Annotated in this window: 23 protein-coding genes; 21 read left to right on the top strand and 2 right to left on the bottom strand. The window is 67.1% G+C overall.

What is annotated here, in order from left to right:
- Positions 1 to 14: 14 nt before the first annotated feature.
- The gene (locus C446_RS03940; protein ID WP_006671768.1) at positions 15 to 2225 is read right to left on the bottom strand and encodes a VWA domain-containing protein; all 2211 of its coding nucleotides are present in this window, start codon (positions 2223 to 2225) and stop codon (positions 15 to 17) included.
- 34 nt (positions 2226 to 2259) lie between these two features.
- Between C446_RS03940 and cobN the strand changes: the two genes are divergently transcribed.
- From cobN to C446_RS03925, 3 genes are read left to right on the top strand one after another with little or no spacing between them, the layout of a single operon-like run.
- Positions 2260 to 6219, top strand: coding sequence for a cobaltochelatase subunit CobN (gene cobN / locus C446_RS03935; RefSeq protein ID WP_006671767.1), 3960 nt, complete (start codon positions 2260 to 2262; stop codon positions 6217 to 6219).
- 11 nt (positions 6220 to 6230) lie between these two features.
- Positions 6231 to 6974 (top strand): precorrin-8X methylmutase, encoded by a 744-nt coding sequence (locus tag C446_RS03930; RefSeq protein ID WP_006671766.1) that lies wholly within the window; start codon positions 6231 to 6233, stop codon positions 6972 to 6974.
- On the top strand, positions 6971 to 7792 hold the full coding sequence (locus C446_RS03925; protein ID WP_006671765.1) for a cobalt-precorrin-7 (C(5))-methyltransferase: 822 nt from the start codon (positions 6971 to 6973) through the stop codon (positions 7790 to 7792). Before C446_RS03930 ends, C446_RS03925 begins: the two co-directional genes overlap by 4 nt.
- Before the next feature lie 4 nt (positions 7793 to 7796).
- Here the strand turns inward: C446_RS03925 and C446_RS19230 are convergent, their stop codons facing one another.
- Positions 7797 to 7952, bottom strand: a complete 156-nt coding sequence (locus C446_RS19230) for a hypothetical protein (RefSeq protein ID WP_006671764.1) — start codon at positions 7950 to 7952, stop codon at positions 7797 to 7799.
- 210 nt (positions 7953 to 8162) lie between these two features.
- Here C446_RS19230 and C446_RS03920 point away from each other — a divergent pair, with 210 nt between their 5' ends.
- From C446_RS03920 to C446_RS03835, 18 genes are all read left to right on the top strand, one after another.
- Entirely contained in the window at positions 8163 to 9512 is a 1350-nt protein-coding gene (locus C446_RS03920) for a cobyrinic acid a,c-diamide synthase (protein ID WP_006671763.1), read from the top strand.
- Positions 9513 to 9822: 310 nt separating this feature from the next.
- Positions 9823 to 10419 (top strand): precorrin-6Y C5,15-methyltransferase (decarboxylating) subunit CbiT, encoded by a 597-nt coding sequence (cbiT, locus tag C446_RS03915; protein WP_006671762.1) that lies wholly within the window; start codon positions 9823 to 9825, stop codon positions 10417 to 10419.
- Positions 10416 to 11330 carry a cobalt-factor II C(20)-methyltransferase gene (locus C446_RS03910; RefSeq protein ID WP_006671761.1) on the top strand — a complete coding sequence of 305 codons (915 nt, stop codon included), beginning with the start codon at positions 10416 to 10418 and terminating at the stop codon, positions 11328 to 11330. Before cbiT ends, C446_RS03910 begins: the two co-directional genes overlap by 4 nt.
- Entirely contained in the window at positions 11330 to 12229 is a 900-nt protein-coding gene (locus tag C446_RS03905) for a cobalt-precorrin-4/precorrin-4 C(11)-methyltransferase (RefSeq protein WP_006671760.1), read from the top strand. The genes C446_RS03910 and C446_RS03905 overlap by 1 nt, the downstream gene beginning before the upstream one ends.
- Positions 12230 to 12259: 30 nt before the next feature.
- On the top strand, positions 12260 to 13255 hold the full coding sequence (gene cbiG / locus C446_RS03900) for a cobalt-precorrin 5A hydrolase (protein ID WP_006671759.1): 996 nt from the start codon (positions 12260 to 12262) through the stop codon (positions 13253 to 13255).
- A complete protein-coding gene (locus tag C446_RS03895; protein WP_006671758.1) occupies positions 13252 to 14127 on the top strand; it encodes a precorrin-3B C(17)-methyltransferase in 876 nt (291 codons plus the stop codon). Before cbiG ends, C446_RS03895 begins: the two co-directional genes overlap by 4 nt.
- A gap of 6 nt (positions 14128 to 14133) precedes the next feature.
- On the top strand, positions 14134 to 15177 hold the full coding sequence (cobJ, locus tag C446_RS03890) for a precorrin-3B C(17)-methyltransferase (protein ID WP_006671757.1): 1044 nt from the start codon (positions 14134 to 14136) through the stop codon (positions 15175 to 15177).
- Position 15178: 1 nt separating this feature from the next.
- Positions 15179 to 15445: a ferredoxin gene (locus tag C446_RS03885; protein ID WP_006671756.1), complete on the top strand. Its 267-nt coding sequence runs from the start codon at positions 15179 to 15181 to the stop codon at positions 15443 to 15445.
- Positions 15442 to 16287 carry a hypothetical protein gene (locus tag C446_RS03880; protein ID WP_006671755.1) on the top strand — a complete coding sequence of 282 codons (846 nt, stop codon included), beginning with the start codon at positions 15442 to 15444 and terminating at the stop codon, positions 16285 to 16287. Before C446_RS03885 ends, C446_RS03880 begins: the two co-directional genes overlap by 4 nt.
- Positions 16284 to 17504 carry a CbiX/SirB N-terminal domain-containing protein gene (locus C446_RS03875; RefSeq protein ID WP_006671754.1) on the top strand — a complete coding sequence of 407 codons (1221 nt, stop codon included), beginning with the start codon at positions 16284 to 16286 and terminating at the stop codon, positions 17502 to 17504. The genes C446_RS03880 and C446_RS03875 overlap by 4 nt, the downstream gene beginning before the upstream one ends.
- A 76-nt stretch (positions 17505 to 17580) precedes the next feature.
- Positions 17581 to 17958, top strand: a complete 378-nt coding sequence (locus C446_RS03870) for a DUF3209 family protein (protein WP_006671753.1) — start codon at positions 17581 to 17583, stop codon at positions 17956 to 17958.
- Positions 17955 to 19247: an outer membrane protein assembly factor BamB family protein gene (locus tag C446_RS03865; protein ID WP_006671752.1), complete on the top strand. Its 1293-nt coding sequence runs from the start codon at positions 17955 to 17957 to the stop codon at positions 19245 to 19247. Before C446_RS03870 ends, C446_RS03865 begins: the two co-directional genes overlap by 4 nt.
- 82 nt (positions 19248 to 19329) lie before the next feature.
- Positions 19330 to 20529 carry a hypothetical protein gene (locus C446_RS03860; RefSeq protein WP_006671751.1) on the top strand — a complete coding sequence of 400 codons (1200 nt, stop codon included), beginning with the start codon at positions 19330 to 19332 and terminating at the stop codon, positions 20527 to 20529.
- 2 nt (positions 20530 to 20531) lie between these two features.
- Positions 20532 to 21155, top strand: a complete 624-nt coding sequence (locus C446_RS03855; protein ID WP_006671750.1) for a hypothetical protein — start codon at positions 20532 to 20534, stop codon at positions 21153 to 21155.
- Between the two features lie 27 nt (positions 21156 to 21182).
- Positions 21183 to 22145 carry a putative sodium/potassium/calcium exchanger gene (locus C446_RS03850; protein WP_006671749.1) on the top strand — a complete coding sequence of 321 codons (963 nt, stop codon included), beginning with the start codon at positions 21183 to 21185 and terminating at the stop codon, positions 22143 to 22145.
- Between the two features lie 45 nt (positions 22146 to 22190).
- Positions 22191 to 23183, top strand: coding sequence for a hypothetical protein (locus C446_RS03845; protein WP_006671748.1), 993 nt, complete (start codon positions 22191 to 22193; stop codon positions 23181 to 23183).
- A gap of 59 nt (positions 23184 to 23242) precedes the next feature.
- Positions 23243 to 23743, top strand: coding sequence for a universal stress protein (locus tag C446_RS03840; protein WP_006671747.1), 501 nt, complete (start codon positions 23243 to 23245; stop codon positions 23741 to 23743).
- 51 nt (positions 23744 to 23794) lie between these two features.
- Entirely contained in the window at positions 23795 to 24286 is a 492-nt protein-coding gene (locus tag C446_RS03835) for a universal stress protein (protein ID WP_006671746.1), read from the top strand.
- Positions 24287 to 24351 lie beyond the last annotated feature (65 nt).

Raw genomic sequence — 24351 nt, 5'->3', positions numbered from 1 at the left:
TGACGACTGTCGGGCTACCCGTCGTCCCCGGCCCGTTCGACCGCCGTTCGAACCGCCTCTCTCGACAGCCCCGACAGGGGAACGGTTCGCCCATCCGTTTCCTCGGCGACGATCCCCGTGACGCCCCCTCGGGCGTCCTCGCCCGCGTCGACGACGAGCACGCGAGTGCCGGTGGCTGCGAGTTCGCGAGCGGCTCGCCGCGTCGCCTTCGTCGGACTCCCGTCGGCGACGTTCGCTCGGCCGTCCGTCACGAGCACGACCACCGCCGCGTCCGTCGTCGCCCCACGGAGGAGTCGCGCCGTGGTCTCGAGGCCGGCCGGCAGCGGCGTCCGATCGCCCGTCGGGAGGTCCTTGAGGTGTCTGGCGGCGAGCGAGACGCTGTCGGTCGGCGGCAGCAGTACCTCGGCGTCGTCGCCCGCGAACGCGACGAAGGCGACCCGATCTCGCTGCTGGTAGCTGTCCCGGAGCAACTCGAGGACGACACCTTTCGCGGTTCGCATCGCGGGCCGCATAGATGCGCTCGCGTCGACGGCGAAGACGATCGTCGCCGCCGTTTCGTCGGTCCTGATCGACCGGCGGAGGTCCTGTTCCTCGACGCTCGAGTCGCCCCGTGTGGCCGCCGCCCGAACCGATGCGGCCGCGTCGATCCGGTCGTCGGGCGACGCCCGCTCCGTTCGAACGCGGGGCCCGCGTGCGTCGCTGTCGGAGGTCGCCGAAGATCGTCGACTTCCGCCGGCGTCGCCGGACCCATCGTCGACTTCGGGGGTGTCGAGATTCGGTGCGGTCGCCTGGCCGATCTCGGGGCGTCGCTGGCCGGGGACGATCGGTGCGGCCGTTTCGGGGTCGCCGTCGGATTCGTTTCCGTCGTCCGTGTTTCCGTCCGAGGGGCTCGAGGGGGGGTCCACAGCGTCGTCGTCCGTCGGCTCGAGTTCCCCACTCGAAGAGGGAGAGGGAGATGGAGAGGGGGCCCCGTCGCGTTCGTTTTGCCCGTCGTCGGTGTCGGAAGCGTCGCCGTCGTCCACCGGGCCGTCACCGTCGCTTTCGGCCCCCGCGTCGTCGCCCGGTTCGGGCGCTTCGCGTTCCGTGGGCGTCTCGTCGTCGTTCGCGCTCCCGTCGGCTCCGTCCCCGTCACCGTCGCCGTCCGCGCCCTCGTCGGCTTCGCCGTCGTTCTCACGTTCTCCGTCGTCACCTCCGTCCTCGTCGAACCGCTCCTCGAGCAGGTCCTCGAGAGCCGGCGTCTCCTCGAACGGCGTCGACCGGAGTCGGTGGGGCAACGCGTAGCCCGCTGCCTCGCGAACGTCTCCCTCGATGACCGTCGTTCGACCCTCGAGTGCGGCCAGCGTCATCGCCGTCCGGGCGATCGCCACGTCACCACGGTGACCGTCGACGCCGGCCTCGAGACAGAGTTCGGCAATCTCCGTCTTGAACTCGTCCGGAAGGGTAACCCCTGGAAGGCGCTCGCGAGCGGCCCGGAGGTCGGCCCGAAGTGAATCGACCTCGTCGCGGTAGGAGTCCGGCGAACTGTCGTCGCTCGAGCGCTCGAGCACGCGGTCGACCACCGTGACGCGGTCTTCGACGTCGCGACAGCCGGCTACGGTCGCCCGCAGCGCGAACCGGTCACGCAACTGTGGGCGGAGCTCTCCCTCCTCGGGGTTCATCGTTCCGATCAGCGTGAACTCGGCGGGGTGTGAGACGCTGACGCCGTCTCGCTCGACGCGGTTGACACCGCTTGCTGCCGCGTCGAGGAGCACGTCCACGAGGTGGTCGTCGAGCAAATTCACCTCGTCGACGTAGAGGAGCCCGCGGTGGGCGCGAGCCAGCAAGCCCGGATCGAAGTCGGCCTCTCCGGCCAGCGCGTCCTCGACGGAGAGCGTACCGACGACGCGATCGCGGGTCGCGCCGAGCGGGAGCGTCACGAGCGGGACGGGCCGCGTTTCGACGGGGACATCCTCGCGATCCCGGTCGCGACACGACTCACACTGCAGGGACGGCTCGTCGGGCGCACAGCCGTACGGACAGTCCGCGACCGCCCGTTGCTCCGGGAGCAGGTCGACGAGCCCGCGGACGGCCGTCGACTTCGCGGTCCCCTTCTCGCCGGCGATCAGGGCCCCATCGAGGTCGTCGTTCGCCGCAACCGCGAGCAGCACGCGCTTGAGCTCCCGCTGGCCGACGATCGCCGGAAAGGGGAGCGACGATAGCTTTTTATCTCCGGCGTTTGCAACCATGGTTGCGCTAATACAACAGAGGTTTAAAAACGCGATGACACGGATCGGGATATACACCGCGACGGAGAACGAACTCGGATCGATCGGTCGTGCGGCCGAACGGCTCGCCGAGGGGATCGGAGGTGAGAACGCTTCCGACCTCGAGTTGGTCGTCCGCTCGGAGAGCGATCTCGAAGCGGAAAGCGACGTCGAGGCGTTCGTAGACACGTTACGCGACGCCGCGGCGGCGGTCTTCTGGCTCCACGGGGCCGAAGACAGCATGCCCGGCTACGACTACGCCACGAGCGCGCTCGCGGAGGCCGGGGTTCCCCTGATCGTCAAGGCCACCGGCGACGCCTTCGCCTTCGAGGATACGACGGTAGCCGAGGACCACCGGGAGCTCGCGTACGACTACCTCGAAAAGGGCGGGACGGTCAACGTCGAGAACCTGTGTCGGTTCCTCGCCGCGGAGTACACGGACCGGGAACTCGAGTACGACGAGCCGACTGCACTGCCGACCGAGGGGGTCTATCACCCCGACTATCCCGGGATCGAGTACGAAGAACTGCTCGCGACCCACGATCCCGAACGGCCGACCGTGGCGATCTGGTTCTACGAGTCCCATTGGACCCACGAGAACACCCGGTACGTCGATCGGCAGGTCCGCGCACTCGAGGAGCAGGGTGTGAATGCCTTGCCGATCTTCTGTAACCCTGCCACCGACAGCGAAAAACAGGAAGACGCCGAGTGGGTCACCGAAAACTGGTTGCTGGACGACGGCGAGGCGTCGGGGACGCCTCGAGACGGCGATGAAACCGCCACCGGTGAACCCGTCGTCGACGCCGTCCTGTCGTCGTTCATGTTCTCGCTGTCGATGGACGAGCGGGGCCGTTCGGCCAGCGACGAGGGACAGTCGGCGGAGGACGTCTTCCTCGACCGGCTGGGCGTGCCGGTGTTGCAGACGGTCACGACGATGCGCTCGCGATCCCGCTACCAGTCGAGCGACACCGGCGTGATGGGCTTCGAACTGGCCCTCTCGGTCGCCCTACCGGAGTTCGACGGCAACGTGATCACCCACCCGATTTCGGGCAAAGAGCGGACCGACGACGAGGCCGGCATCGGCTCCGCGCCGAAACACCACTTCCCCATCGAAGAGCGAATCGACCACGTCACGCGGCTGGCGGTCAACTGGGCACAACTGCGACACACGTCCAACGAGGAGAAACGGATCGCCGTCGTCCTGCACAACTACCCGCCCAGCGACGACGGCATCGGCACCGCCTTCGGCCTCGACAGCCCCGATTCGACGGTGAATCTGCTGGAAGAACTCGAGTCTCGCGGCTACGACCTTGCCGGTGAAATGCCCGACGACGGACAGACCCTCGTCGAGAGACTCACATCGCAGTTGACGCTCGAGGACCGCTGGGTCGCGCCCGAAGACGTCCGTGAGCTGTCGGTCGACGTGGTCTCGCCGGATACCTACGAGGAGTGGTTCGCGGACGCCGACGAACGGTTCCAGGAGAACGTCATCGAGGAGTGGGGCGAGGTGCCCGACCGGCCCTTCGCCATCCCCGGCGTCGAGTTCGGCAACGTCCTCGTCACCGTCCAGCCCCCGCGTGGGTTCGGGATGGACCCCTCGAAAGTCTATCACGACTCCGACCTCCAGCCGCCCCACGACTACTTCGCCTTCTACGGGTGGCTCCGGAACCAGTTCGAGGCCGACGCCGTCGTGCATCTGGGAACCCACGGCAGCCTCGAGTGGCTCCCCGGCAAGACGGTCGGCCTGAACGGCGAGAGCGCGCCCGACCAGTTGGTCGACGATATCCCGAACGTCTACCCCTACATCGTGAACAACCCCGGCGAGGGAACGCAGGCCAAGCGCCGCTCCTACGCCGCCATCGTCGACTACCTCACGCCCGTCATGCGGTCGGCGGGGACCTACGACGAACTCTCGGAACTCGAGGAACTCGCCAACCAGTACCGCGAAGCGGGCATGGAAGACGCTCGGGCGGACGACGGGGAGCATCTCGAGGACCTCATCCGGGAGAAAGTCGAGGAACTGGACCTCGCGGTCGAGTTGGGTATCGAAGGGACGGTCGACGAAAAAGCGGCCGTCCGCGGCCCCGACGAGGCCGGTTCGACCCTCGCCGAGGGTGACGTGGAAGGCGACGAGGTCGGCGTCGACGACCTCGTCGAACGAGTCCACGAGTACCTCACCGACGTCAAGACGACCCAAATCCGGCTGGGGCTGCACACCATGTCCGAGCCGCCCGAAGACGAGCGCCTCGTCGAGTACCTCGTCGCGCTGACCCGGCTCGAGAACCCCGGTGCGCCGAGCCTGCGCGAGAGCGTCGCCGGCGCGCTCGGCGTCGACTACGAGAAGATGCTGAACGCGCCCGGTGAGTACGACGATGACCTCGGGATGACCTACGCCGAGGCCGCCGACGTGGTCCACGAAACCAGCCTCGAACTGGTCGAGACGCTCGCGGCGTACGACTTCGACGTGCCCGAGTCCGAGCGCGAGGCTGGCCCCGAAGACGAGGTGAACATGAACCTGCTCGTCGTCGACCTCGAGACGATCGGCGACGCACGGGCGACGTCGGGAGCCCACGACGACCTCCGGAAGGCACTCGCCTACATCTGCGACGAGGCAAAGCCACGCGTCCAGGGTGCCGAAGACGAGGTTCCACGCACCGCTGACGCACTCTCGGGCGAGTACGTGCCCCCGGGAGGATCGGGCGCACCGACCCGCGGTGGCGTCGACTTGCTCCCGACAGCACGGAACTTCTACACGCTCGATCCACGGAAGGTTCCGGCCAAGCCCGCCTGGCAAGTCGGTCGGGAGGTCGCCGACGGCGTCCTCGAGCGTCACCACTCCGAAAACGACGGCTATCCCGAGGAGATCGGTGTCGTCGCCTGGGGAACGCCGACCGTACGCACGCGCGGCGAGACGATCGCCCAGGTGCTCGCGATGATGGGCGTCGAACCCCAGTGGACCGACGCAGGGCGGATCGACGACGTGGAGCCAATTCCGCTCGAGGAACTCGACCGTCCGCGTATCGACGTGACGACGCGGGTCTCGGGCCTGTTCCGGGACGCCTTCCCGGCCGCTGCGGGAGTCATCCACGACGCGGTCGACGCGGTCGTCGACCTCGACGAGCCACACGAGATGAACTACGTGAAGAAACACGTCGAGGAAGAAGCCGAAGAACTACGGGAGAGGGAGGGACTCGAGGAGTCCGACGCCCGCAAAGCGGCGAAACACCGCGTGTTCACGACCAGACCCGGGGGCTACGGCGCTGGGACGAACAAGGCCGTCGACGAAGGGAACTGGGACGACCGCGGCGACCTCGCTTCCGTCTACGTCCAGTGGGGTGGCTACGCCATGGGCTCGAGAGGGCGTGTCTCTGACGCCCACGACGCGTTCGAACGGCGGCTCTCGAGCGTCGACGCCACCGTGAAGATCGAGGACACGATGGAACAGGACGAGTTCGACTCCTCGGACTGGTACGCGTTCCACGGCGGCTTCATCTCCGCCGTCTCGGAAATCGCGGGCGAGGAGCCGGCCTCCTACGTCGGCGACTCCTCTGACCCCGACAACGTCGACGTCTACACCAACGAGGAGAAGATTCGCAAAGCGATGCGCTCGCGCGTGCTCAACCCGGACTGGCTCGAGTCCATGGAGGAACACGGCTACAAGGGTGCTGGTGACCTCTCGACGACCGTCGACGTGACGCTTGGGTGGGACGCGACGACCGGGGTCGTGAGCGATACCCTCTGGGAGGAGGTCGCTGCAAAGTACGCCTTCGACGAGGACCGCCAAGACTGGCTGCGTGACGTGAACCCGTGGGCGCTCGAGTCCATCACGGACACCCTGCTCGAGGCGATCGAACGGGACCTCTGGGACGCCGACGAGGAGACGGCCGACCGACTGCGTGACCTGAACCTCGAGGTCGAGGGCGACCTGGAAGCACGAACGACCAACGAAACGGTGGGAACACCGACCGACGACTGAGTATCTCTACGATGACGGACAACGAACCCACGGAGTACGCCGATCTGGGAGCAACGACGCAAAACGCGATGGACATCGCGGAGACGAGCATGGACATCGTACGCCAGTTCGTCCCCGACGAGACGTTGGCCGATCGGTTCCGGCAGAAATCGGTCCACTCGATGGGAGACATCGAGTTCCAGCACCTCCTCCGGTTTACCGGCGGAGACGAACGCGAGGCCGGCGAAGACGAACCAGCACGGGCCGGGGCCAGGGCCGTCCTCGAGGAACGCGAGATCATCACTGACATCACGATGGTGAAAGCCGGCGTGACGGGTCGGGGTCACGACTGCGATGTCCGCAAAGCGATCGGACATGGTAAGGAACTCGCCGAGCGGACGGGGATGACCCGCACCGCGGCGGCGATGCTCGAACTCGACAACGAGGGAGCTTTCGAGGACGCGATCGTGACGATCGGGAACGCCCCGACGGCCGCGCTGGCGCTCGCGGACTGCATCGAGCAGGGGACCCGACCCGCCGTCGTCGTCGCGACCCCGGTCGGATTCGTCAAGGCCGAACAGAGCCGCGAGCGAATCCGCGAGGTCAGCCGAGAGTACGGCGTCCCGGCGATCACGCACGTCGGTCGCCGCGGCGGGAGTGGCCTCGCGGCCGCGCTAACGAACGAGCTCGTCCACGTCGCCACGGACGTGCGAGCTGGCGACCTCGAGTTCGAGTTGGATCTCGACCTCGAGGCCACGACGACTCCAGACCGATGAGCGACTACGACCTCGACGCCGGGCCCGATCCGGCGACGTTCGCGGCTGCCAAGCCGGAAGCGGCTCTCGAGTCCACCAGGGCGGAGGAACGGGACCCCGTCCACGTCGTCGGCATTGGCCCCGGGAACCGCGAGTATCTCACACCTCGCGGGGAGCGAGCGATCCGAGAGGCCGACGTGCTCGTCGGGTTCGAGACGGTCGTCGACTACGTCGCGGACGTGACGACTGCCGACTGCGAGCACCTGTCGTGTGGGTACCGCGACGAGGCCGACGCCCTCGAGACGTTCGGTCGCCGGGTCGCTGCCGGCGAGACGGGAGTCGCCGTCGCGATGGGCGATCCGAACCATTCGGGGTACCAGTTCGTCGGAAAAGTTCAGGACGCCGTCGCGAGCGCCGCACCCGGGACGCCGGTCCGGGTCGTCCCCGGTATCTCCTCGCTCCAGGTGGCCGCCAGCCGCGCCCGGACGCCGATGGAGAGCACCGAGTTCGTCACGCTGCACAAAAGCGGCGACCTCGAGGCCGAGATGGAGCGTCTCGCTCGGGCCGTCGTCGACGACGGCCGACACCTGCTTGCCCTGCCACGGCCGTTCGATCGGATGCCCGGCGACCTCGCCGAGTTCTTGCTCGACCGCGGAGCCAGTGGGGACCTCGAGGCGCTCGTCCTCGAGCGGTTGACCCACGACGCGGAGACGATCCACCGATTCACGCTCGCGGAACTCTCGCGGTACGCCGGCGGCGACGGCCAGGACGAGACGCCGTTCTCGGACTTGATCGTGTTCGCCGTTCGACAGCCGACCGACGGCGAGACGCCGTCGTAAAACGCTACTGCCCGTCTTCCTCGTACTCCTGGAGAACTGCGGTGATGGTATCCGACACCTCCTCGACCGCGACGGCGTTGGTCTTGCGCAGGTCGCCGTCTCGAGCGGCTTCGAGGTGTCGAAGCGCCTCTCGGAGGTGGTGTTCGGTGTCGTCGGTCATCGGGAAGCGCAATAGTGGATTCGGCCGGTTAAGTTCGTCGGTGCGCCGAGCCTCGACTCGAGCCGGGGCCACCAACGAGTTCAAGTACGATTGTACGAACGAAACGACAATGGGAGAGACGAACGCGGACGGCGGCTGGGCTCGAGTCCGGCGGCGAACACGAGCGAGAGGCCAAGCGCGAGCGGACAGTCGAACCCGGAGGAAAGACCGATGAAGGGGTTCGTCCTCGGGGGCGTCAGCTCCGGCGTCGGCAAGACCGTCGCGACGCTTGCGGTCCTCCAGGCGCTCCAGGACGCCGGCTACGACGTCCAGCCGGCGAAGGCTGGTCCAGACTTCATCGATCCGAGCCACCACGAGGCGGTCGCGGGCCGGCCGTCGCGGACCCTCGACCCGTGGCTCGAGGGCGAGGACGGTCTCCGGCGCAACTACGCCCGCGGTGGAGGCGACGCCGACGGGTCACACCCATCCGCCCGGGGGAGATCGTCCCCCGCTATCTGCGTCGTCGAGGGCGTCATGGGACTGTACGACGGCGACGGATCGAGCACCGCTATGGTCGCCGAGACGCTCGATCTCCCGGTAATACTGGTCGTCGACGCCAGTGCGGGGATGGAAAGCGTCGCGGCGACCGCGCTGGGGTTTCAGGAGTACGCCGATCGGGTCGGTCGCGATATCGAGGTCGCGGGGATCGTCGCCCAGCGCGCCCACGGCGGCCGCCACGAGAGCGGAATCAGGGACGCGCTTCCGTCGGAACTCGAGTACTTCGGCCGGATTCCGCCGAACGACGACCTCGAGATTCCCGACCGGCACCTCGGCCTCGAGATGGGCGCGGAGGCGTCGCTCCCGCGGGACGCGCTCCGGGAAGCAGCAGACACTCTCGAGACCGAACGGCTGGTCGACGCCGCGGCTGTGCCGCCGGAACCCACAGGTGAGAGGGATACCGAAGCCGTCGACGCCACCGTCGCCGTCGCGGACGACGCCGCGTTCTGTTTTCGCTACCCGGCGACGATCGAGCGGCTTCGCGAACGGGCCGACCTCGTGACGTTCTCGCCGGTCGCCGGCGACCCCGTCCCCGACTGCGATGCCGTCTATCTCCCCGGCGGATACCCCGAACTTCACGCGTCGGCGCTCGAGTCGACAGATACGCTCGCGGAACTCGGTCGGCTGGCGAGCGACGGCCTCCCCGTCTTCGGGGAGTGTGGCGGCCTCATGGCAATGAGCCGGTCGCTGACGACCGCGGACGGCGACCGCTACGAGATGGCGGGTATCCTCCCGGCCGACGTAACTATGCACGACCGGTACCAGGCACTCGACCACGTCGAACTCGAGGCGGTCGACGGCACGCTGACCGCGAACGATGGGGGGCGGCTTCGTGGCCACGAGTTTCACTACTCGAGGGCGTCGGTCGACGACGACGCACGCTTTGCCTTCGAGACGGTCCGTGGTGACGGGATCGACGGCGAACACGACGGACTGACGGAGTACGCCTCGCTGGGAACGTACGCCCACGTTCATCCAGAAAGCGGCGCGTTCGATCGATTCCTCGAAGGCCTCACCGACTGACTGTCGTTGTCCGATCGGCCATCGAGTGACGGATCGCTGCCTGGTCCGGTCGGCCATCGACGCCGAACCGCTGCCCGACGGACCGATCACGATGCTGCGTCCTCGTCGGTGGCTTCGAGCCTAGTCTCTCCGACAGTGCCGTCACAACACCGGCGGCAACGCCGGCCGTCAGTCCGGTTCGCTCGAGAGAGATTCCGGTTATCGAGCCGCCTCACAACGAAACTTTCTCTACTCCAACTCCATCTGGGCAATCCAGATTGTCCTACAACAAACAAAATTGTTTTAGGGCAGGACTCTGTTTCCACAGGTGATGCCACCCATCGCGTTACCACACGATGCGAAGGCCGGCCCGACGAAACCCGAGATACGGGCCGTCGTCCGCTCGAAGCTCGCGCTCGAGCCGGACGACCACGTCGTCGACGTCGGTTCCTGTACGGGTGCCGTGACCGTCGAGGCCGCGCGGGAGGCCGGTCACGTGACCGCGATCGAGCGCAAGCCCGACCGGCTCGAGACGACCGAACGAAACCTCGCGGCCAACGACGACATCGTCGAGGCCACGGTCGAGCTTCGGAACGCGGAAGCGCCCGAAGGGTTGCCCGCCGACGCCGACGCCGTCTTCCTCGGTGGGAGTCGCAACTTCGAGGCCGTGCTCGATCACGCCGTCGAGACGGGCGTCGATCGGATCGTGATGAACGTCTCCCGGCTCGAGGTCGCCGGGAAAGCGGTCACGGCCTTCCGCGAGCGCGGGGTGCTCGAGGAGGTACTGCAGGTACAGGTGAGCCAGGGGTACGAGCTCGCCGGTGCGACGAGTTTCGACGCGAACAATCCGGTGTACGTACTCGTCGGGAGCGCGACCGACGACGGGTCGACGCCGGCCGACGCCGCGGCCGGAGGTGACCCGCAGTGACCGTGTACGGCGTCGGCCTCGGACCCGGCGACGCCGACCTCGTGACCGTTCGCGGGAAGGCGGTCCTCGAGAACGCGAGCGTCGTCTACTCCCCGGGACGGCTCTCCCGATCCGTCGCGCTCGAGCACGTCGACGAGTCGGCGATCGGCGACCTCGAGTTCCCGATGACTCGAGACGAGCAGAAGCTCCGAAACGCCTGGAAAGAGGCCGCGGCGGAGGTCGCCACGGCGGCCGCCGAGGACGACGTCGCGTTCGTCACGCTCGGCGATCCGAACGTCTACTCGACGTTCGGGCACCTCCGGCGAACGCTCGCGACGTTCCATCCAGACGTAGACCTCGAGGTCGTCCCCGGGGTCAGCGCGGTCACCGCGTTCGCGACGGCGCTGGGCGTCGAAGTCGAAGCCGGCGCTGGGTTGGCGCTGCGGGAGGCCGACGGCGGTGCGAGCCCGACCGGCCCGGACCGTCTGATCCTGTTCAAGGTCACCGACGCACCCGCGACTCACGAGGGACTCGTCGACGCCGGCTACGAGGTGACCTACGGCCGTCGGTTGTTCATGGAACAGGGCGAAACCGTCGTCACACACGATCCCGACGAGATCGCCGAACGGGACTACTACACCCTCGCGTACGCCGAACGGGCCGATCTCGAGGTCGAGCCGGCGACGGCGGCGTTCGAAGTCGACGACGACGGCTCAGGTACCCGGGCCGAGTCGGAACGAGAGGCGGGGCCGGCAGCGACCGGTCCCGACTCCCCGGCGGCCTCGACCGACGACCGGGCGGCTCCCGAAGCCGACGTGAGCACGGACTCAAAGCCCGACGAGAGACGATCGGAATCGCCGGCGGACGTGTCCCTCGAGCGGGCCGAAGGCCTCGAGAGCGGCGACTGTGACCGTGACCGGGACTGGTACTGATGATGGGATCGAACGATAGCGACGACGGCAACGACAGCAACGATAGCGCCGACCCCGACAGTATCGACGGTGTCGACGACAGGGTATTCGAACGCAACGCCGGCGACCGAGGCGAGGGAGTGCCGTTCGTCGGCGCTGGACCCGGCGACCCGCGGCTGCTGACCGTCGCGGGGAAGGAACTGCTCGAGGACGCCGATCTCGTCGTTCACGCGGGATCGCTGGTCAACAGCGAACTGCTCGAGGCCTACTGCGACGGGGCCGACCTCGTAAACTCCGTCGGCAAGGACCTCGAGGAGCTCGTGCCACTGATGAGAGACGCCTACGAGGACGGCCGGACCGTCGTTCGGCTCCACAGCGGCGATCCCGCGATCTACGGGGCAGCCCTCGAGCAGATGGACGCCCTCGAGAGCGAGGGCGTCCCGACGTACTTCGTCCCGGGCGTGACGTCGGCGTTCGCCGCGAGCGCGACACTTCGGACTCAGCTCACCCTCAACGAGGTCTCGAATCACGTCGCGTTCACCCGACCCCAGGGGAAGACCCTCAGCGAGGAGCAAGATCACGTCTCCGAGTTCGTCGGTATGGGGGACGTGACGACCTGCATCTACCTCGGGACCCACGCCGTCCGGGAGACGATGGACCGACTGCTCGAGGACGGCCACGACCCCGAGACGCCGGTCGCAGTGATCTACCACGCTTCCTGGCCCGACGAGGACGTGCTCCTCGGAACGATCGACGACATCGCGGAGAAAGTCGAGACGGCGGGGTACCGCGCCTCCGCGCTGGTTGTCGTCGGCGACGCCGTGACGGGGGCGGGCTACGAGCGCTCGTACCTCTACGGCGACTGGGCCAACAGCGGAGCCGCCGACACCACCGACGAAGCGGAGTCGACCGATGACTGAAACCGAATCCACGACGATCGAGATGCGATAATGAGCTCGGAAACAGAGACGACGGACGGCACGGACGACTCGAGTACGAACGACGGCGGTCACTGTTCGACGCCAGACTCCGACGGCGAAGTCGCCGAGGAGATCGCGATCGTCGCCTTCGAGCGGAAGCTCGAGACCGCCGAGGACATCCGGAACGAACTCGCGGACCGCTACGATCTGATCGATATCCTCGAGTACCACGGCGATGTCTTCGAAGAACACTGGGGCGAGTACGACTGTTTCGTCGGGCTGATGGCCTCCGGCATCGCGATGCGCAAGACAGCGGGCCTGCTCGAGGACAAGTGGGACGACCCCGCGATCTGTGTCGTCGACGAGGAGCTGACGTGGGCGATCCCGATCACGGGCGGTCACCACGGTGCGAATCAGGTCGCTCAGGACCTCGCGACGATGGGTGCCGTACCGGCGATGACGACCGCCTCGGAAGCGGCGGGGAAACAGGGCGTCGAGTCCCGGGCGAAGGCGATGGATACCCACGTCGTCAACGGCGACTCGACCGTCCAGACTAACCTCGCCGTCCTCGACGACGATCTGGGTCCAGTCGCGCGGCTCGACGGTCCCCGTGCCGTACTCGTCGGCGACGACGTGACGGTGCTCAAGCGAAACGCCGACGACGGGATCGTTCTCGGGACGGGAAGCGTCTCCGGCGCAGACGCGGAGACGTTCGTCGCCGCCTGGGAAGACACACTCGAGCGAACCGAGTACGGCCTCGACGACGTCGAGTTCGTCGGGACCGCAACCCGAAAAGCCGACGAGGAAGGCCTTCTCGAGGCCGCACAGGAACTCGACCTGGGCGTCGTCACCTTCGACAAGGAAACCCTCTTCGAACACGAGGGGCCGACCCCCTCGAAATCGAAGGAGCTGATCGGCTGGCCCGGCGTTTGCGAGGCGAGTGCGATCGCCGGCGGACGCGAACAGGAACTCGTCCTCGAGAAGTGCAGTTACGAGGACGAGGTAACGGTGGCGATCGGCCGATGAGCGCAGACGACGCCGCCGGTTCCGCCGGCAACGGGACGCCGGACGACCACGGCACCCTCTATGTCGTCGGGATCGGGCCGGGACTGCCGGCCCACATGACTGCGCGAGCAAAGCAGGTCATCGAGTCCGCCGACGTGGTCATCGCCTCGAGTCTCTACCAGGAGTTCCTGCGGGCCGACGGGACGCTCCCGCCGGAGTCGGCCGTCGACGACGACGGCGTCGCGACCCGCGAGGACGGCGCTCGCCAGGAGATCGTCCGTTCCACGATGGGACGCCAGATCGAACTCGCCCGCGCGGCGTTCGATTACGTCCGCGAGGGACGGGACGTCGCTCACGTCTCGGGCGGCGATCCGTCGGTCTACGGCAAATCCGACCTCATCTTCAAGATGGCCGACGAGGACGACGCGACGGACGTTCCCATCGAGGTCGTGCCCGGTATGACCGCCGCGCTCGGTGGCGCTGCCAACGTCGGCGCGCCGCTGTGTAACGACTTCTGTACGATCTCGTTGTCGGACAAGTGGCGCGGCTGGGACGAAATCGAGGAGAAACTGCGGGCGGCCGCAGTTTCGGAGTTCGTCATCGTCCTCTACAACTGCTGGCGCAACTACGAGCGCGCGGTCGAGATCGTCCGCGAGGAACGCACTGACGACGCCCTCGTCGCGATCGTCAACGACGCGGGCCGCGCCGACGCGGGCCGTAACGGCGAGAGCCACCACGTCACGACGCTGGGCGACGCCGCCGACCACGACGACAAAGTGTCGGGGATGGGCACCTCGCTGATCATCGGGACCCACGAGACCGAAACCTGGAGCAACGCCGATCGAACGTACCTCGTCACCCCGCGTGGCGGGCGTGACGTCGACGACTTCTGACCAGACATGAGCACGGAGACAGATACGGAGACGGACGCGGACGCAGACACGGACGAATCGACAGCGAGTTGCGGCGCGACGAGCGCCGAATCCGACCCGGACAGTTCGAGCTCGAGGTGTGGTGCCTCGAGTTCCGACGACTCGAGCGAGTCGGCGTGTGGCGGCTCGGACGGAACTGACGACTCGAGCGGGTCGGCGTGTGGTGCCTCGAGTTCCGACGACTCGAGCGACTCGAACGAACAGGAGGTCGGCGCAACCGTCGCCGACTTCGACGCCGACCCCGGCCAACTCACGGCTGTCGGGCTCGGCCCCGGTCAGCCGGAAGGGATGACCGAGCGCGCGAAGACGGCACTGCACGAGGCCGAACACATCGTCGGCTATACGACCTACATCGAACTGCTGCCCGACGCGATCACCGAGGGTGCCGACGAGATCTACGACACGCCGATGTGTGGCGAAGTCTCGCGGACCGAAGAGGCGATCGACCGCACGCTCGCTGGCAACGACGTGGCGATCGTCGGCAGCGGTGACCCCAACGTCTACGCGCTGGCGGGACTGGCACTCGAGATTCTCGAATCGAAGGGTGCGACGGCCTCGATGGTCAACTTCGAGGTGGTGCCGGGCGTGCCGGCCGCCCAGTCCTGTGGTGCCCGCCTCGGTGCACCACTGGTCAACGACACCGTCTCGATCTCGCTGTCGGACCATCTGGTCCCGATGCCCGAGATCGAGTCGCGGTTGCACGCGGCGGCCAAGGAGGGGTTTACGATTACGATCTACAACCCCTGGAGCCGCAAGCGTCGCGAGAACTTCGAGAAAGCCTGTGAAATCCTGCTCGCTCACCGCGACGAGGAGACGCCGGTCGGGATCGTCCACGGCGCAGGCCGGGACGACGAGGAGGTAGTGATCACGGAACTGGGCGAACTCGAATCGTTCGGCGAACGCGACGTGATCGACATGACGACAACGATCGTCGTCGGCACCGAGGACACCTACGTCTGGGACGATCGGATGGTGCGACCGCGCGGATACGAGACCAAGTACGACTACTGAGATGCCACGATACGAAGTCACGATCGAGAAAGACGCCTGCGACGGGATATTCGCCTGTCTGACCCGCGATCCTCGCTTCGTCGAGGGTGCCGACGGGCTGGCGAAGATCGACCCCGGCGCGGACCCGGTCTACGACTGCGAGGGATCGGTCGACGACGACGCCGAACGCGTCGTCGCCACGTTCGACGACGACCGCCTCGAGGAGGCGAGACAGGCCGCGACGGCGTGTCCGACGGACGCGATCGTCGTCGAGGAGGTAGATGGATGAGCGACGCCGCCGACCCGGAAGGCGACCTCATAGAGGAGCCAGTCGAAATCGAGGTTCCCATCGATCCCCTGGCCGGCCACCCGGCTTCGGCGTACTTCTGGGGACACGTCGCTGGCGGGGGTCGCGTCTCTGAGGGACAACTCGAGATCGTCACTGGCGACGAGCGTGCCGTTCGCGTGCTCGCGGCGATCGCTGGAGGGGGCGACCTCGAGCGAGAGACGACGCGCCGCGAGTATGCCCACGACGCGTCGATCACGCGGACCGAGACGGAGTATACGCTGTCGCTGTCGGTCTCGACTCCGTCCCCGACCTCGACCTCGACCTCGACCTCGACTCCGACCCCGGCCCCGACCGATCCAGACGGTGACGGGGACGACACTGGAACACTCCTCGGTCGCCAGTCTACGCTCGGGTTCCCCGTCGACGGTCGCGGGAACTACCGGTTCGGCGCGTTCGCCGACCATCGGCGTACGCTCCTTCGGGGCCTGCTCGAGAGCTGTGGCACGGTCTGTTTCAAGTCCTCGAGTGGCACCGTCGGGGTGTCGTTCGTCCACGAGGACCCGGCGCTTCTCGAGCGTATCCGGGACCTGATCGCGGACTGTCCCGTCGACGTGCCGGTCGAGGAGCTCTCGGAGACGAGTTCGGGCGGCTACTGGTTCGGCGTCGCCGACCAGGCGGCTCCGGCGTTCGGAACCTGGGTCTACGAGGGCTGTGCGGAAACCGGCCTCTACGCGCGCAGTCGCCGTCGAAAGCTTGAGCGCAGTCTCGAACAGGTCGGCCTCACCGACGGCGACGAGACCGGAAACCGGGACGAGCCGACCGGCAGAGGTGAGCAGCCGTGACGGAAGCGTCGACCCCGTCCAGCGTCGACGACGAAGCCGTGTTGCTGGTCGGGCACGGGTCCCGACGCGAGAAGTCGAACGAACAGGTCCGGGAGCTTGCCGCCGGCCTCGAGTCACGGCTCGGCGTCCCGGTCGACGCCGCGTTTCTCGAACTCGCGAAGCCGTCGATCGAGGACGCGATCGCCGATCTCGCGTCGGTCGTCTCGGCTGTGACGGTCGTCCACTGCTCGCTGTTCGCCGCGGGTCACGTCAAAAACGACGTGCCACTGGCGATCGAACGGGCCCGTGCGAGCCACGACGACCTCGAGATACACAACGGCAGACACCTGGGGATTCACCCGGCGATCCTCGAGGTGCTCGACGACCGCGTCGCGGCCGTCGAAACGGAACTCGGCGTCGACCGGGAGACCGACGACCTCGCCGTCGTCCTCTGTGGCCGAGGCTCGAGCGACCCGGACTCGAACGCCGACGTCCACAAACTCGCGCGGCTGCTCCACGAAGGGCGACCGTTTTCCCGCGTCGAGCCGACGTTCATCGGCGTCACGGAGCCGACCCTGGAAGAGACGCTACACGACCTCTCGAAGCACCGTCCCGACGCCGTCGCCGTGATCCCGTACATGCTCGGCGACGGTGTACTCACTGGCCGCGTTCGGGAGTGGACGGCCGAGTTCGACGACGACTACCCCTACGTCGAGGCCCTCGCCGGTGATCCGCTCGGCACCGACTCGCGGCTCCTCGACGTGTTCGCGGACCGCTGGCAGGAGGCCCGCACCGACAGCGTCGAGATGTCCTGTGACACCTGCAAGTACAAAGTCGGTCTCGAGGGATACGAGGAAGACGTCGGCGGTGCGCGGGCGATGCTCCGGGCACTCACCCACCGGGAGAGTCACGCGGATCGCGAGGACATCGACGACGAACCCCACAGCCACGACGCGCCGGCGAATCACGTCGCAGTCTGTACCAACCGGACGTGTGCGGAGATGGGCGCACCGGCCGTTCTCGAGCGACTTCGACAGGCGGCCCGGGACGCCGACGACTGTGACGCCCGGATCACCCGGTCGTCCTGTCTGGGACAGTGCGGGGACGGGCCGACGGTCGCCGTCTATCCCGACAGCGTCTGGTACGGCGATGTCGACGAGAGCGACGCCGATCGGATCGTCGGGGACCACCTCGTCGACGGACGGCTCGTGAGTGAGTTGGTCCAGGAGACCTTGTAGCGAGATGTATCGATCACACGTACAGACACTCAACGACTCGAAACGCAAACGAAACCGACGACACAACTAAGATCACATGAGCTGCCACGAAATCGAAGCACTTCGACTCGGACTGATGAACGTCTTCGGCGTTGGAGACGACAGCGACCGCGAACACGCGAAAACGGAACTCGAGGGTCACCTCGAGGGACCGATCGAGGGACTCGTCGAGGCCAAGAGCCTCACCGAGATCGAGCGTCATCTCGACGCGGCGCTCGTCGACCTCGAGGAGGAAGTCGCGCGGATGGACAGCGACGATCCCGAATACGACTACACACGCGGTCGATTGCTCGAGGTCCGAAACGGCGAACGGGCGGTGAAACGACTGCGCAAGCAGGGTGAGGGCGTCGTCGATGGACTCGGCGAGGCCCACGACCTGCTCCACGAGACGTTCCCGATCGAAGACGACGAATGAGCGCGAACGGCCACGAGACGAAGCGGGGGACCAACGAACGGTTTCGCAGTCGGTCTCTCGGCGAGATCGAGTCGGCAGGGAGCCGGCACATGTGGGCCCGCTCCGCCGTCCACGTCGACGGCTCGCTGGTCGTGACGGGAACGTGGGACGGGACGGTGACTGCTTACGATCGCCGCTCGCTCGAGGTCCGCTGGACGACGAGCAGACCCGACCATCCGGCGCGGATCGAGACGCTCCAGCGGCCGAACGGGACGAGCGTTATCGTCGGCGGCCGCGGGCAACGGGGACGGGTCGCTGCGTACGACGCCGACTCAGGAACGGAACGCTGGCGATACGACGCTGCCGACGAGGTCGGCGACCCTGTGGGAACCGGCGTCTTCGTCCTCCCACACGTGGTCGCACTCGAGGCCGACCGTGACGGTCGGCTGTACGCTGTGGCGCGGCGCTACGAACGCGACGGCGAGACGCGGCGCTGGGAGAGTGCCGTCTACGCGTTCGCTCCGGACGGAACCGTCCGGTGGCGGTACGAGACCGACGCGTCGCCGATCGCGATCGACCTCGATACGGATGCCGGAGCGACCGGCGCGGATCGGGTCGCGGTCGCGTACAACCGCTGTCCCGGCCGCCACGACAACGGCCTGGTCGTCCTCGAGGCCGAGACGGGCGACCCGGTCTGGACGTGGGACCCAGGGACCGACGGCGAGAGGCGGGTCGGCGACGTTTCCGTCGATGGCGAGACCGCCGCGGTTGCGAGCCACGGCGACCGGCGGGGATACCTCCTCGGCCCCGGCGGCGCTGAACGGTGGCGCATCGACCTCGGCGTCGAGACCGACGTCGGCGAGGAAACGCTGTACGCGTACCCGAATCACGCGTCCCTCTCGGGCGGGATCGTCGCCTTCGCGACCGGGAACACGTACGCGGTCGACCGCCGCGAAACGGCGGGGCGACACCCGAACGAACACCGTCTCGTCGCCGTGGACGCCGAGACGGGTGAGGCCCGCTGGGGTGCCGACCTCGGCGGGTTCGCCCGCGAACTCGCGGTCGACGCCGACACCGGGACGATCGGCGTACCGTGTGCCCAGCACTTCCGTGATCGCGATACGGGGACACACGCCGTCCGGTGGTTCGACCGTGAGTCCGGCGACGGGGGCCACACGTCCCTCGAGGGGATCGCGACCGCGGCAGCCGTCGACGACGGAACGATCGCCGTGATCGAGGAGCCGATCACGTACCACGACGCCGACGAACTAGAGGGCGAGTACGCCGTCTTGGTAGGATCGATCGGCTGAGGGGTGGTCCGATCGCGAGGGAGCCGGCGCACACGCAAGCGAAACCACGACAACGCTGTCTCCTGTCCCCACTATACCAACGATGGGCTCAGGAGACGGCTCCGGGGAGCGTTCGGATGCCGCGCCGATCGGCGATCCGCAACGACCCCGACACCTACGCGGCGATCGGGAGGCGAAACTGGGCGATAGATTACTGACCGACGGTGGGCAGGCGGAAATCCAGGAGCGAGAAGCGGCCAGCGGAAGCGACGGCGAGTCCGAGTCGGCAGCAGAGACCGACGAAGGCGAGGGCCTCGAGAGGGACGATCCCGAGGGCGAAAACGGACACGAGGACGAGGTCGAACCCGAGGACGACAGCCACGCGGAGTCGGAACCTGACGAAAACGAAGACGAAAACGAAGACGAAGACGAAGACGACGACACACCGGCGGAGACGGCAGAGCACGAAGGCAAGGGAGACGACGAAGACGAGACCGACGAAGAGACGGCTCCCGAAGAGGGCGAGACCAGCGAAGAAACGGCTCCAGAGAGCCCCGAGAGCGACGACGACTCAGAAGACGACCGCGAGGACGGTCACGCCGACGACGCCGAAACCGTCTACGAGAGCGAGGACGCTTCCGGCGTGCTCCACCTCGATCTCGACGGGCTGTATCTGGACCTGCTCGGCCTCGAGGTCAACCTGAACCCGGTGACGCTCGACGTATCGGCTCGTCCCGGCGAGAACAACCTGCTCGGAAACCTGCTTTCGGCTGTATCGGGACTGCTCGACGGGCCGAGAGCGCTGCTGAACAAGGCCAAGTCGTTGCTCGGAAAGCCCAAGGAGTGGCTTCGTTCGCTGGCAGGTGGCGTCACCGAGCGGCTGCGCTCCCTGGCGAGCAAGCCGGGCGACCTGCTCGCTCGACTGACGAGCACGCCCGCGAAACTGCTTGGCCAACTGTGGCCCGGTGATCGGGACGGCGAAGCGGAGGCCGAGGAGGAAGCCGAAGCGGACGAAGAGTCGCCGGAGCCGGACGCGGAGGGCGAAGGTGAGGATGAGGAGAGGGCCGGCCCCCTCTCCCGTGCGGTCGGCAGGATACGGCAGCGTCTCTCCGGGGCTGCCGGCTGGGCAAAGGAGAAACTTGCTGGCGTCGTGCCCGGGCTGCCGATCGAGGAACTCATCGCGACGGCAGTCAGTCAGGTCGTCAGGACGCTACTCGAGCAGGTCGAAGAACAACAGGGACAGAGACAGGATCGTGACCAACAGGACGAGCCGTCGGGCACGGAATCACAGGCCGAAGCATAAGTATGAGTGACGAAGCCAGCACTACGACGGAGGCGGGTTCGACTACGGAATCGTTAGCCGGACGAATCGACTACGAGGAAGTCGCCGAGAACATCGACATCGCCGAACTCGTCGACGGAACGCAGTGGGAAGACGAGATCGACGACGACCAGCCGCTGGGTGAGGCGCTCGGCGGGCTGATCGGTTCGGTCGTCGGGAGAAAAGTCGGTGAGAGTATCGGCCGCTCGGTTGGCGAGTTGACCGTCGACGAGTTGCTCGGGACGGAAGAAGACGAAGCGGAGCCGGAGCCGGAACCGGAACCGGAACCGGAACCGGAACCGGACTCGGTAGACGCGGACGAAACCGACGACGAGGAAGACGCCGACGGCGGAGAGGAGAAAAACGAGGAGAGCGAAGAGAGCGAAGACGAGAAAAAAGAAGCCGAGGAGAAACCGGAAGAGAGCGAGGAAGACGAACACAAAGAGGAGACAGCCGAGGGCGGCAGCGACGAGAGCGAACCCGAGGCCGAAAGCGAAGGCGACGACCCCTCGAGTTCGGAGTCCGAAGAAGGGGCGGAGGAAGAATCGGAATCGGAGACGGAATCGGAGGCGGAAACAGACAACGCCGACGAAAACGATGCAGAGTAGCGGTATCGCCGTCGTACGACACTGTCGATGTCGAGCCCACGCGGCCCCGAGGTGGTCGCCGTGAGCGACGGGACGGACCTGAAAGGGGTCGTCGCCGACGAGGTGAGCAATCAGGTCGGCGTCGAGGAGTTGCTCGGCGACGGGAGTCTCGAGGACGAGATCGACGCAGACGAGATCGGCGCGGCTGTCGGCCGGCGGTTCGGCGAGCGGATCGGCCGCGAGTTCGGGGCCTCGATCGGCCGGAACGTCCACGAGACGTTGTCCCGGGAGCTGGGAGAAACCGCCGATGACGACGGCGAGACAGCTTCGGAGTCGACTCCAGACGAGGGTGAAGACGAGGACGAAGCGCACCAGGACAGCGAAGGCCAGGCGCTTCGGTCCGCACTCACGTCGGCGATCCGTGACGGCGTACGCGAAGCGTTTCAGGAGGCACGCGTTCGGGAGTCACTCGAGTCGGTGGCGGAAGATGCAGCCGGTGAGACGGCGTTGGTCGATACGGACGAAGAGGTGGACGAGAGAGAAACGGACGAAGAGATGGACGAGAGAGAAACGGACGAAGAGATGGACGAGGGAGAACCCGAAGACGAGAGCGGCGACAGCGACGCCGAACCCGCCGAGGAGGCCGACGCCGCGGACACAGCAGAAGTGACAGACGAGGCTGACGAACCGGAGGCGGCCGACGCCGACGCAGCGCCAGCCGAGGAGAAACAGGAAGGGCCGTCCGCCGACGAACTCGAGGACCTCAGACGCGAGACCCTCGCGGACTTCCTCGGAGTGATGGCCTACGAGGACCTGCAGTCGGTCGCGAAAGACGTCGACGTGAAAGCGAACCTGAGCCGGGCGGAGATGACCGACGAGATCATCGAGACGGTGACGGAAGACGACGGTGAGAGTGAGAGTAAGGGCAAGGGTGAAAGCGGTGGCGAAAACGACAGTGATGCAGACACGGACACGGACGAAGAGGCAGATGCGGCCGCGAACGCGGGCTAGCTCACGGACGAGACGAGACAAAGCGCGGCGAGCGCGGTATCCGATATGAACCAGTCCCGGACCGAACCCACGGACGAGCGAGTGGCGGAACTTCTCGAGGCGGCCGACGCAGTCGGCGAGCGGCTCGTTTCGAGCGACCGCGATAGTGCGACCGAACGCGACGCGGAAAGCGGGGGCGAGCCAGCGGCGGACCCCCTCCTCGAGGCGGCCGAGCGTGCCGACACCCTCGTGGCGACTGCCGATCCGTCGGCGTTGCTCGAGGCAGTCGGACTCGACACGCTCCCGGACGGGTCGGAGCCGGCGTCGATGCCGGATGCGATCGCCAGGGGCGATCCGGACGCGGTCGAAGACCTGGAGCGATTGCTCAGTCTCGCGCGCCTCGCGGATCGGTCCGACGAGGAGGAAGCGGAGATCGGCGCGGCCACGTCGGGGCTGCGAGCGGTTACCGAGGACGACGAGGGTGACGAGGGCGACGATGGCGACGAGTTCGGCGACAACGAGGCCGGGAAAGCAGAACACGACCGATCGGTGGAAGACGAACGGAGAGGGGAGTCGGTGGACGACGAACCGACGGCTGGCGACGACGGTGACGGAATCGACCCCGAAGTCGAAGACACAGAAGACGAAGCGACGACCGGCCCTGAGGTGGAGGTCGAGGATCGACTCCGCGACGCACTCGAGTCGGACATCGCTAACTTCGGTGACGGGGTCGAACGCCTCCAGGAGGGACTCGAGGCGATCGGCGGGGGAGAAGCTGACACGGAGGGAGAGGGCGACAGGGACGACGCCAGCGAGAGCGACCCAGAGGCAAACGAACTCGACCACGAGGGTCGACTCGGTGGTGAAGGCGCGACGGCCGAGAGCGAAGACGACGACCTCCTCGACCCGGACTTGGGCTCGAGCGGACGAGAGTCGCCGGACGGCGCGGCTCGTCACTCCACGGTCGCGCCCTCACCCTCGAAGCGAGCGGATATGTCGGCCGTGCGGCGGTTCTCGACGATGCCGGACAGCAACGACGGCACGGGCGACGAGAAGTGAGGACGGTGACGTGACACTGTGGGAACAGGGCTTTCACGTTCGCGCTCGGAGGCCTCGATATGTACGACGCGATACTCGTCGCGACCGACGGGAGCGACACCGGAACGGCCGCCGTCGAGCACGCGATCGGTCTCGCCGAGCGGTTCGACGCCGATCTCGTCGGCATGACCGTCCTCGAGAGTCGCACCGAGTACGACAACGCGATCGTCGATCCCGAAGAGGTCGCCCGTCGTCGCGAGCAGCGGGCCGACGAGATCGTCGACGACCTCGAGGCGGCCGCGACCGACGCCGGGATTACCGTAGAGACGACCGTCGAGTCGGGCGTCCCACACGAGGAGATCGTCGCGGCTGCGACCGAGCGGGCCGCGGACGTGATCGTCGTCGGCTCGCGCGGCCGCTCGTCGTTCAAACGTGCGCTGTTGGGTAGCACGGTCGAGGGCGTGGTCCGGTTCGCCGACAGGCCGGTCGTGGTCGTCGACGGGTCGGAAGCGGGAGATGTCGACGTCGCTGCCGATCACGATACTGGCACCGACACCGACGACGGTCCCGAAGCGCGATGAGCGATTGCGGAAGGGCGAAGGTTTACTTTGGCTGTCGTATCATACCGTGGTATGTCACTACTTGTTCCGTTCGACGGGTCGTCGCTCGCGGAAAAAGCACTCGAGCGGGCTGCAGCCCTCGGCGCTCACCTCGAGCAGGACGTCGTCGTCCTGACCGTGATTCCCGACGATCCGGAGTACGCTCGGGAGCGCAACTGGATCACCCGTGGAGAACCGTTCGATCGTGACGCGATCGAGGCAGGGATAGAGAAGCGGGCGATGGCTATCGCTCCGGAGGCGACGTTCCGGACCGAGCGCGTGAGCTCGGACGAGCCGACGGCGACCTCGACGACGAACGTCGTCCGTGAGATTCGGCGCGTCGCCGCCGAGATCGACGCGAGCGTCGTGTTCATCGGTTCGGAGAACGCTGGCTCGGTGATCTCGCCCCAGTCGAGCGTCGGCAGCCCGGTCGCGAGCGACCACCGGTACGACGTGTACGTCGTGCGCCACCCCGACGAGGAGGTCACCGACGACGACGTGACGGATGTCGACTCGCTCGAGTGACGGGCCGAAAATCGACGTGCGGCGGCCCCCTCCGCGGGCCGTTCCGGAGGAACGTTTATCCGCTT

It is taken from the genome of Halobiforma nitratireducens JCM 10879 (assembly GCF_000337895.1).
Taxonomy (GTDB): domain Archaea; phylum Halobacteriota; class Halobacteria; order Halobacteriales; family Natrialbaceae; genus Natronobacterium; species Natronobacterium nitratireducens.
Note: the sequence above shows the minus strand (reverse complement) of the source record. Positions and strands in the feature narration are given on the sequence as shown.

Bases quoted from the DNA above. Each gene is read 5' to 3' on its own strand.
- C446_RS03850 (WP_006671749.1), top strand. From the start codon at position 21,183: ATGTCGAGCCCACGCGGCCCCGAGGTGGTCGCCGTGAGCGACGGGACG.
- C446_RS03940 (WP_006671768.1), bottom strand. From the start codon at position 2,225: ATGGTTGCAAACGCCGGAGATAAAAAGCTATCGTCGCTCCCCTTTCCG.
- C446_RS03870 (WP_006671753.1), top strand. From the start codon at position 17,581: ATGAGCTGCCACGAAATCGAAGCACTTCGACTCGGACTGATGAACGTC.
- C446_RS03840 (WP_006671747.1), top strand. From the start codon at position 23,243: ATGTACGACGCGATACTCGTCGCGACCGACGGGAGCGACACCGGAACG.
- C446_RS03925 (WP_006671765.1), top strand. From the start codon at position 6,971: ATGAGCGACTACGACCTCGACGCCGGGCCCGATCCGGCGACGTTCGCG.
- C446_RS03845 (WP_006671748.1), top strand. From the start codon at position 22,191: ATGAACCAGTCCCGGACCGAACCCACGGACGAGCGAGTGGCGGAACTT.
- C446_RS03860 (WP_006671751.1), top strand. From the start codon at position 19,330: ATGGGCTCAGGAGACGGCTCCGGGGAGCGTTCGGATGCCGCGCCGATC.
- cbiT (WP_006671762.1), top strand. From the start codon at position 9,823: ATGCCACCCATCGCGTTACCACACGATGCGAAGGCCGGCCCGACGAAA.
- cbiG (WP_006671759.1), top strand. From the start codon at position 12,260: ATGAGCTCGGAAACAGAGACGACGGACGGCACGGACGACTCGAGTACG.
- C446_RS03895 (WP_006671758.1), top strand. From the start codon at position 13,252: ATGAGCGCAGACGACGCCGCCGGTTCCGCCGGCAACGGGACGCCGGAC.
- C446_RS19230 (WP_006671764.1), bottom strand. From the start codon at position 7,952: ATGACCGACGACACCGAACACCACCTCCGAGAGGCGCTTCGACACCTC.
- C446_RS03835 (WP_006671746.1), top strand. From the start codon at position 23,795: ATGTCACTACTTGTTCCGTTCGACGGGTCGTCGCTCGCGGAAAAAGCA.
- cobN (WP_006671767.1), top strand. From the start codon at position 2,260: ATGACACGGATCGGGATATACACCGCGACGGAGAACGAACTCGGATCG.
- C446_RS03855 (WP_006671750.1), top strand. From the start codon at position 20,532: ATGAGTGACGAAGCCAGCACTACGACGGAGGCGGGTTCGACTACGGAA.
- C446_RS03920 (WP_006671763.1), top strand. From the start codon at position 8,163: ATGAAGGGGTTCGTCCTCGGGGGCGTCAGCTCCGGCGTCGGCAAGACC.
- cobJ (WP_006671757.1), top strand. From the start codon at position 14,134: ATGAGCACGGAGACAGATACGGAGACGGACGCGGACGCAGACACGGAC.
- C446_RS03880 (WP_006671755.1), top strand. From the start codon at position 15,442: ATGAGCGACGCCGCCGACCCGGAAGGCGACCTCATAGAGGAGCCAGTC.
- C446_RS03865 (WP_006671752.1), top strand. From the start codon at position 17,955: ATGAGCGCGAACGGCCACGAGACGAAGCGGGGGACCAACGAACGGTTT.
- C446_RS03905 (WP_006671760.1), top strand. From the start codon at position 11,330: ATGATGGGATCGAACGATAGCGACGACGGCAACGACAGCAACGATAGC.
- C446_RS03885 (WP_006671756.1), top strand. From the start codon at position 15,179: ATGCCACGATACGAAGTCACGATCGAGAAAGACGCCTGCGACGGGATA.
- C446_RS03930 (WP_006671766.1), top strand. From the start codon at position 6,231: ATGACGGACAACGAACCCACGGAGTACGCCGATCTGGGAGCAACGACG.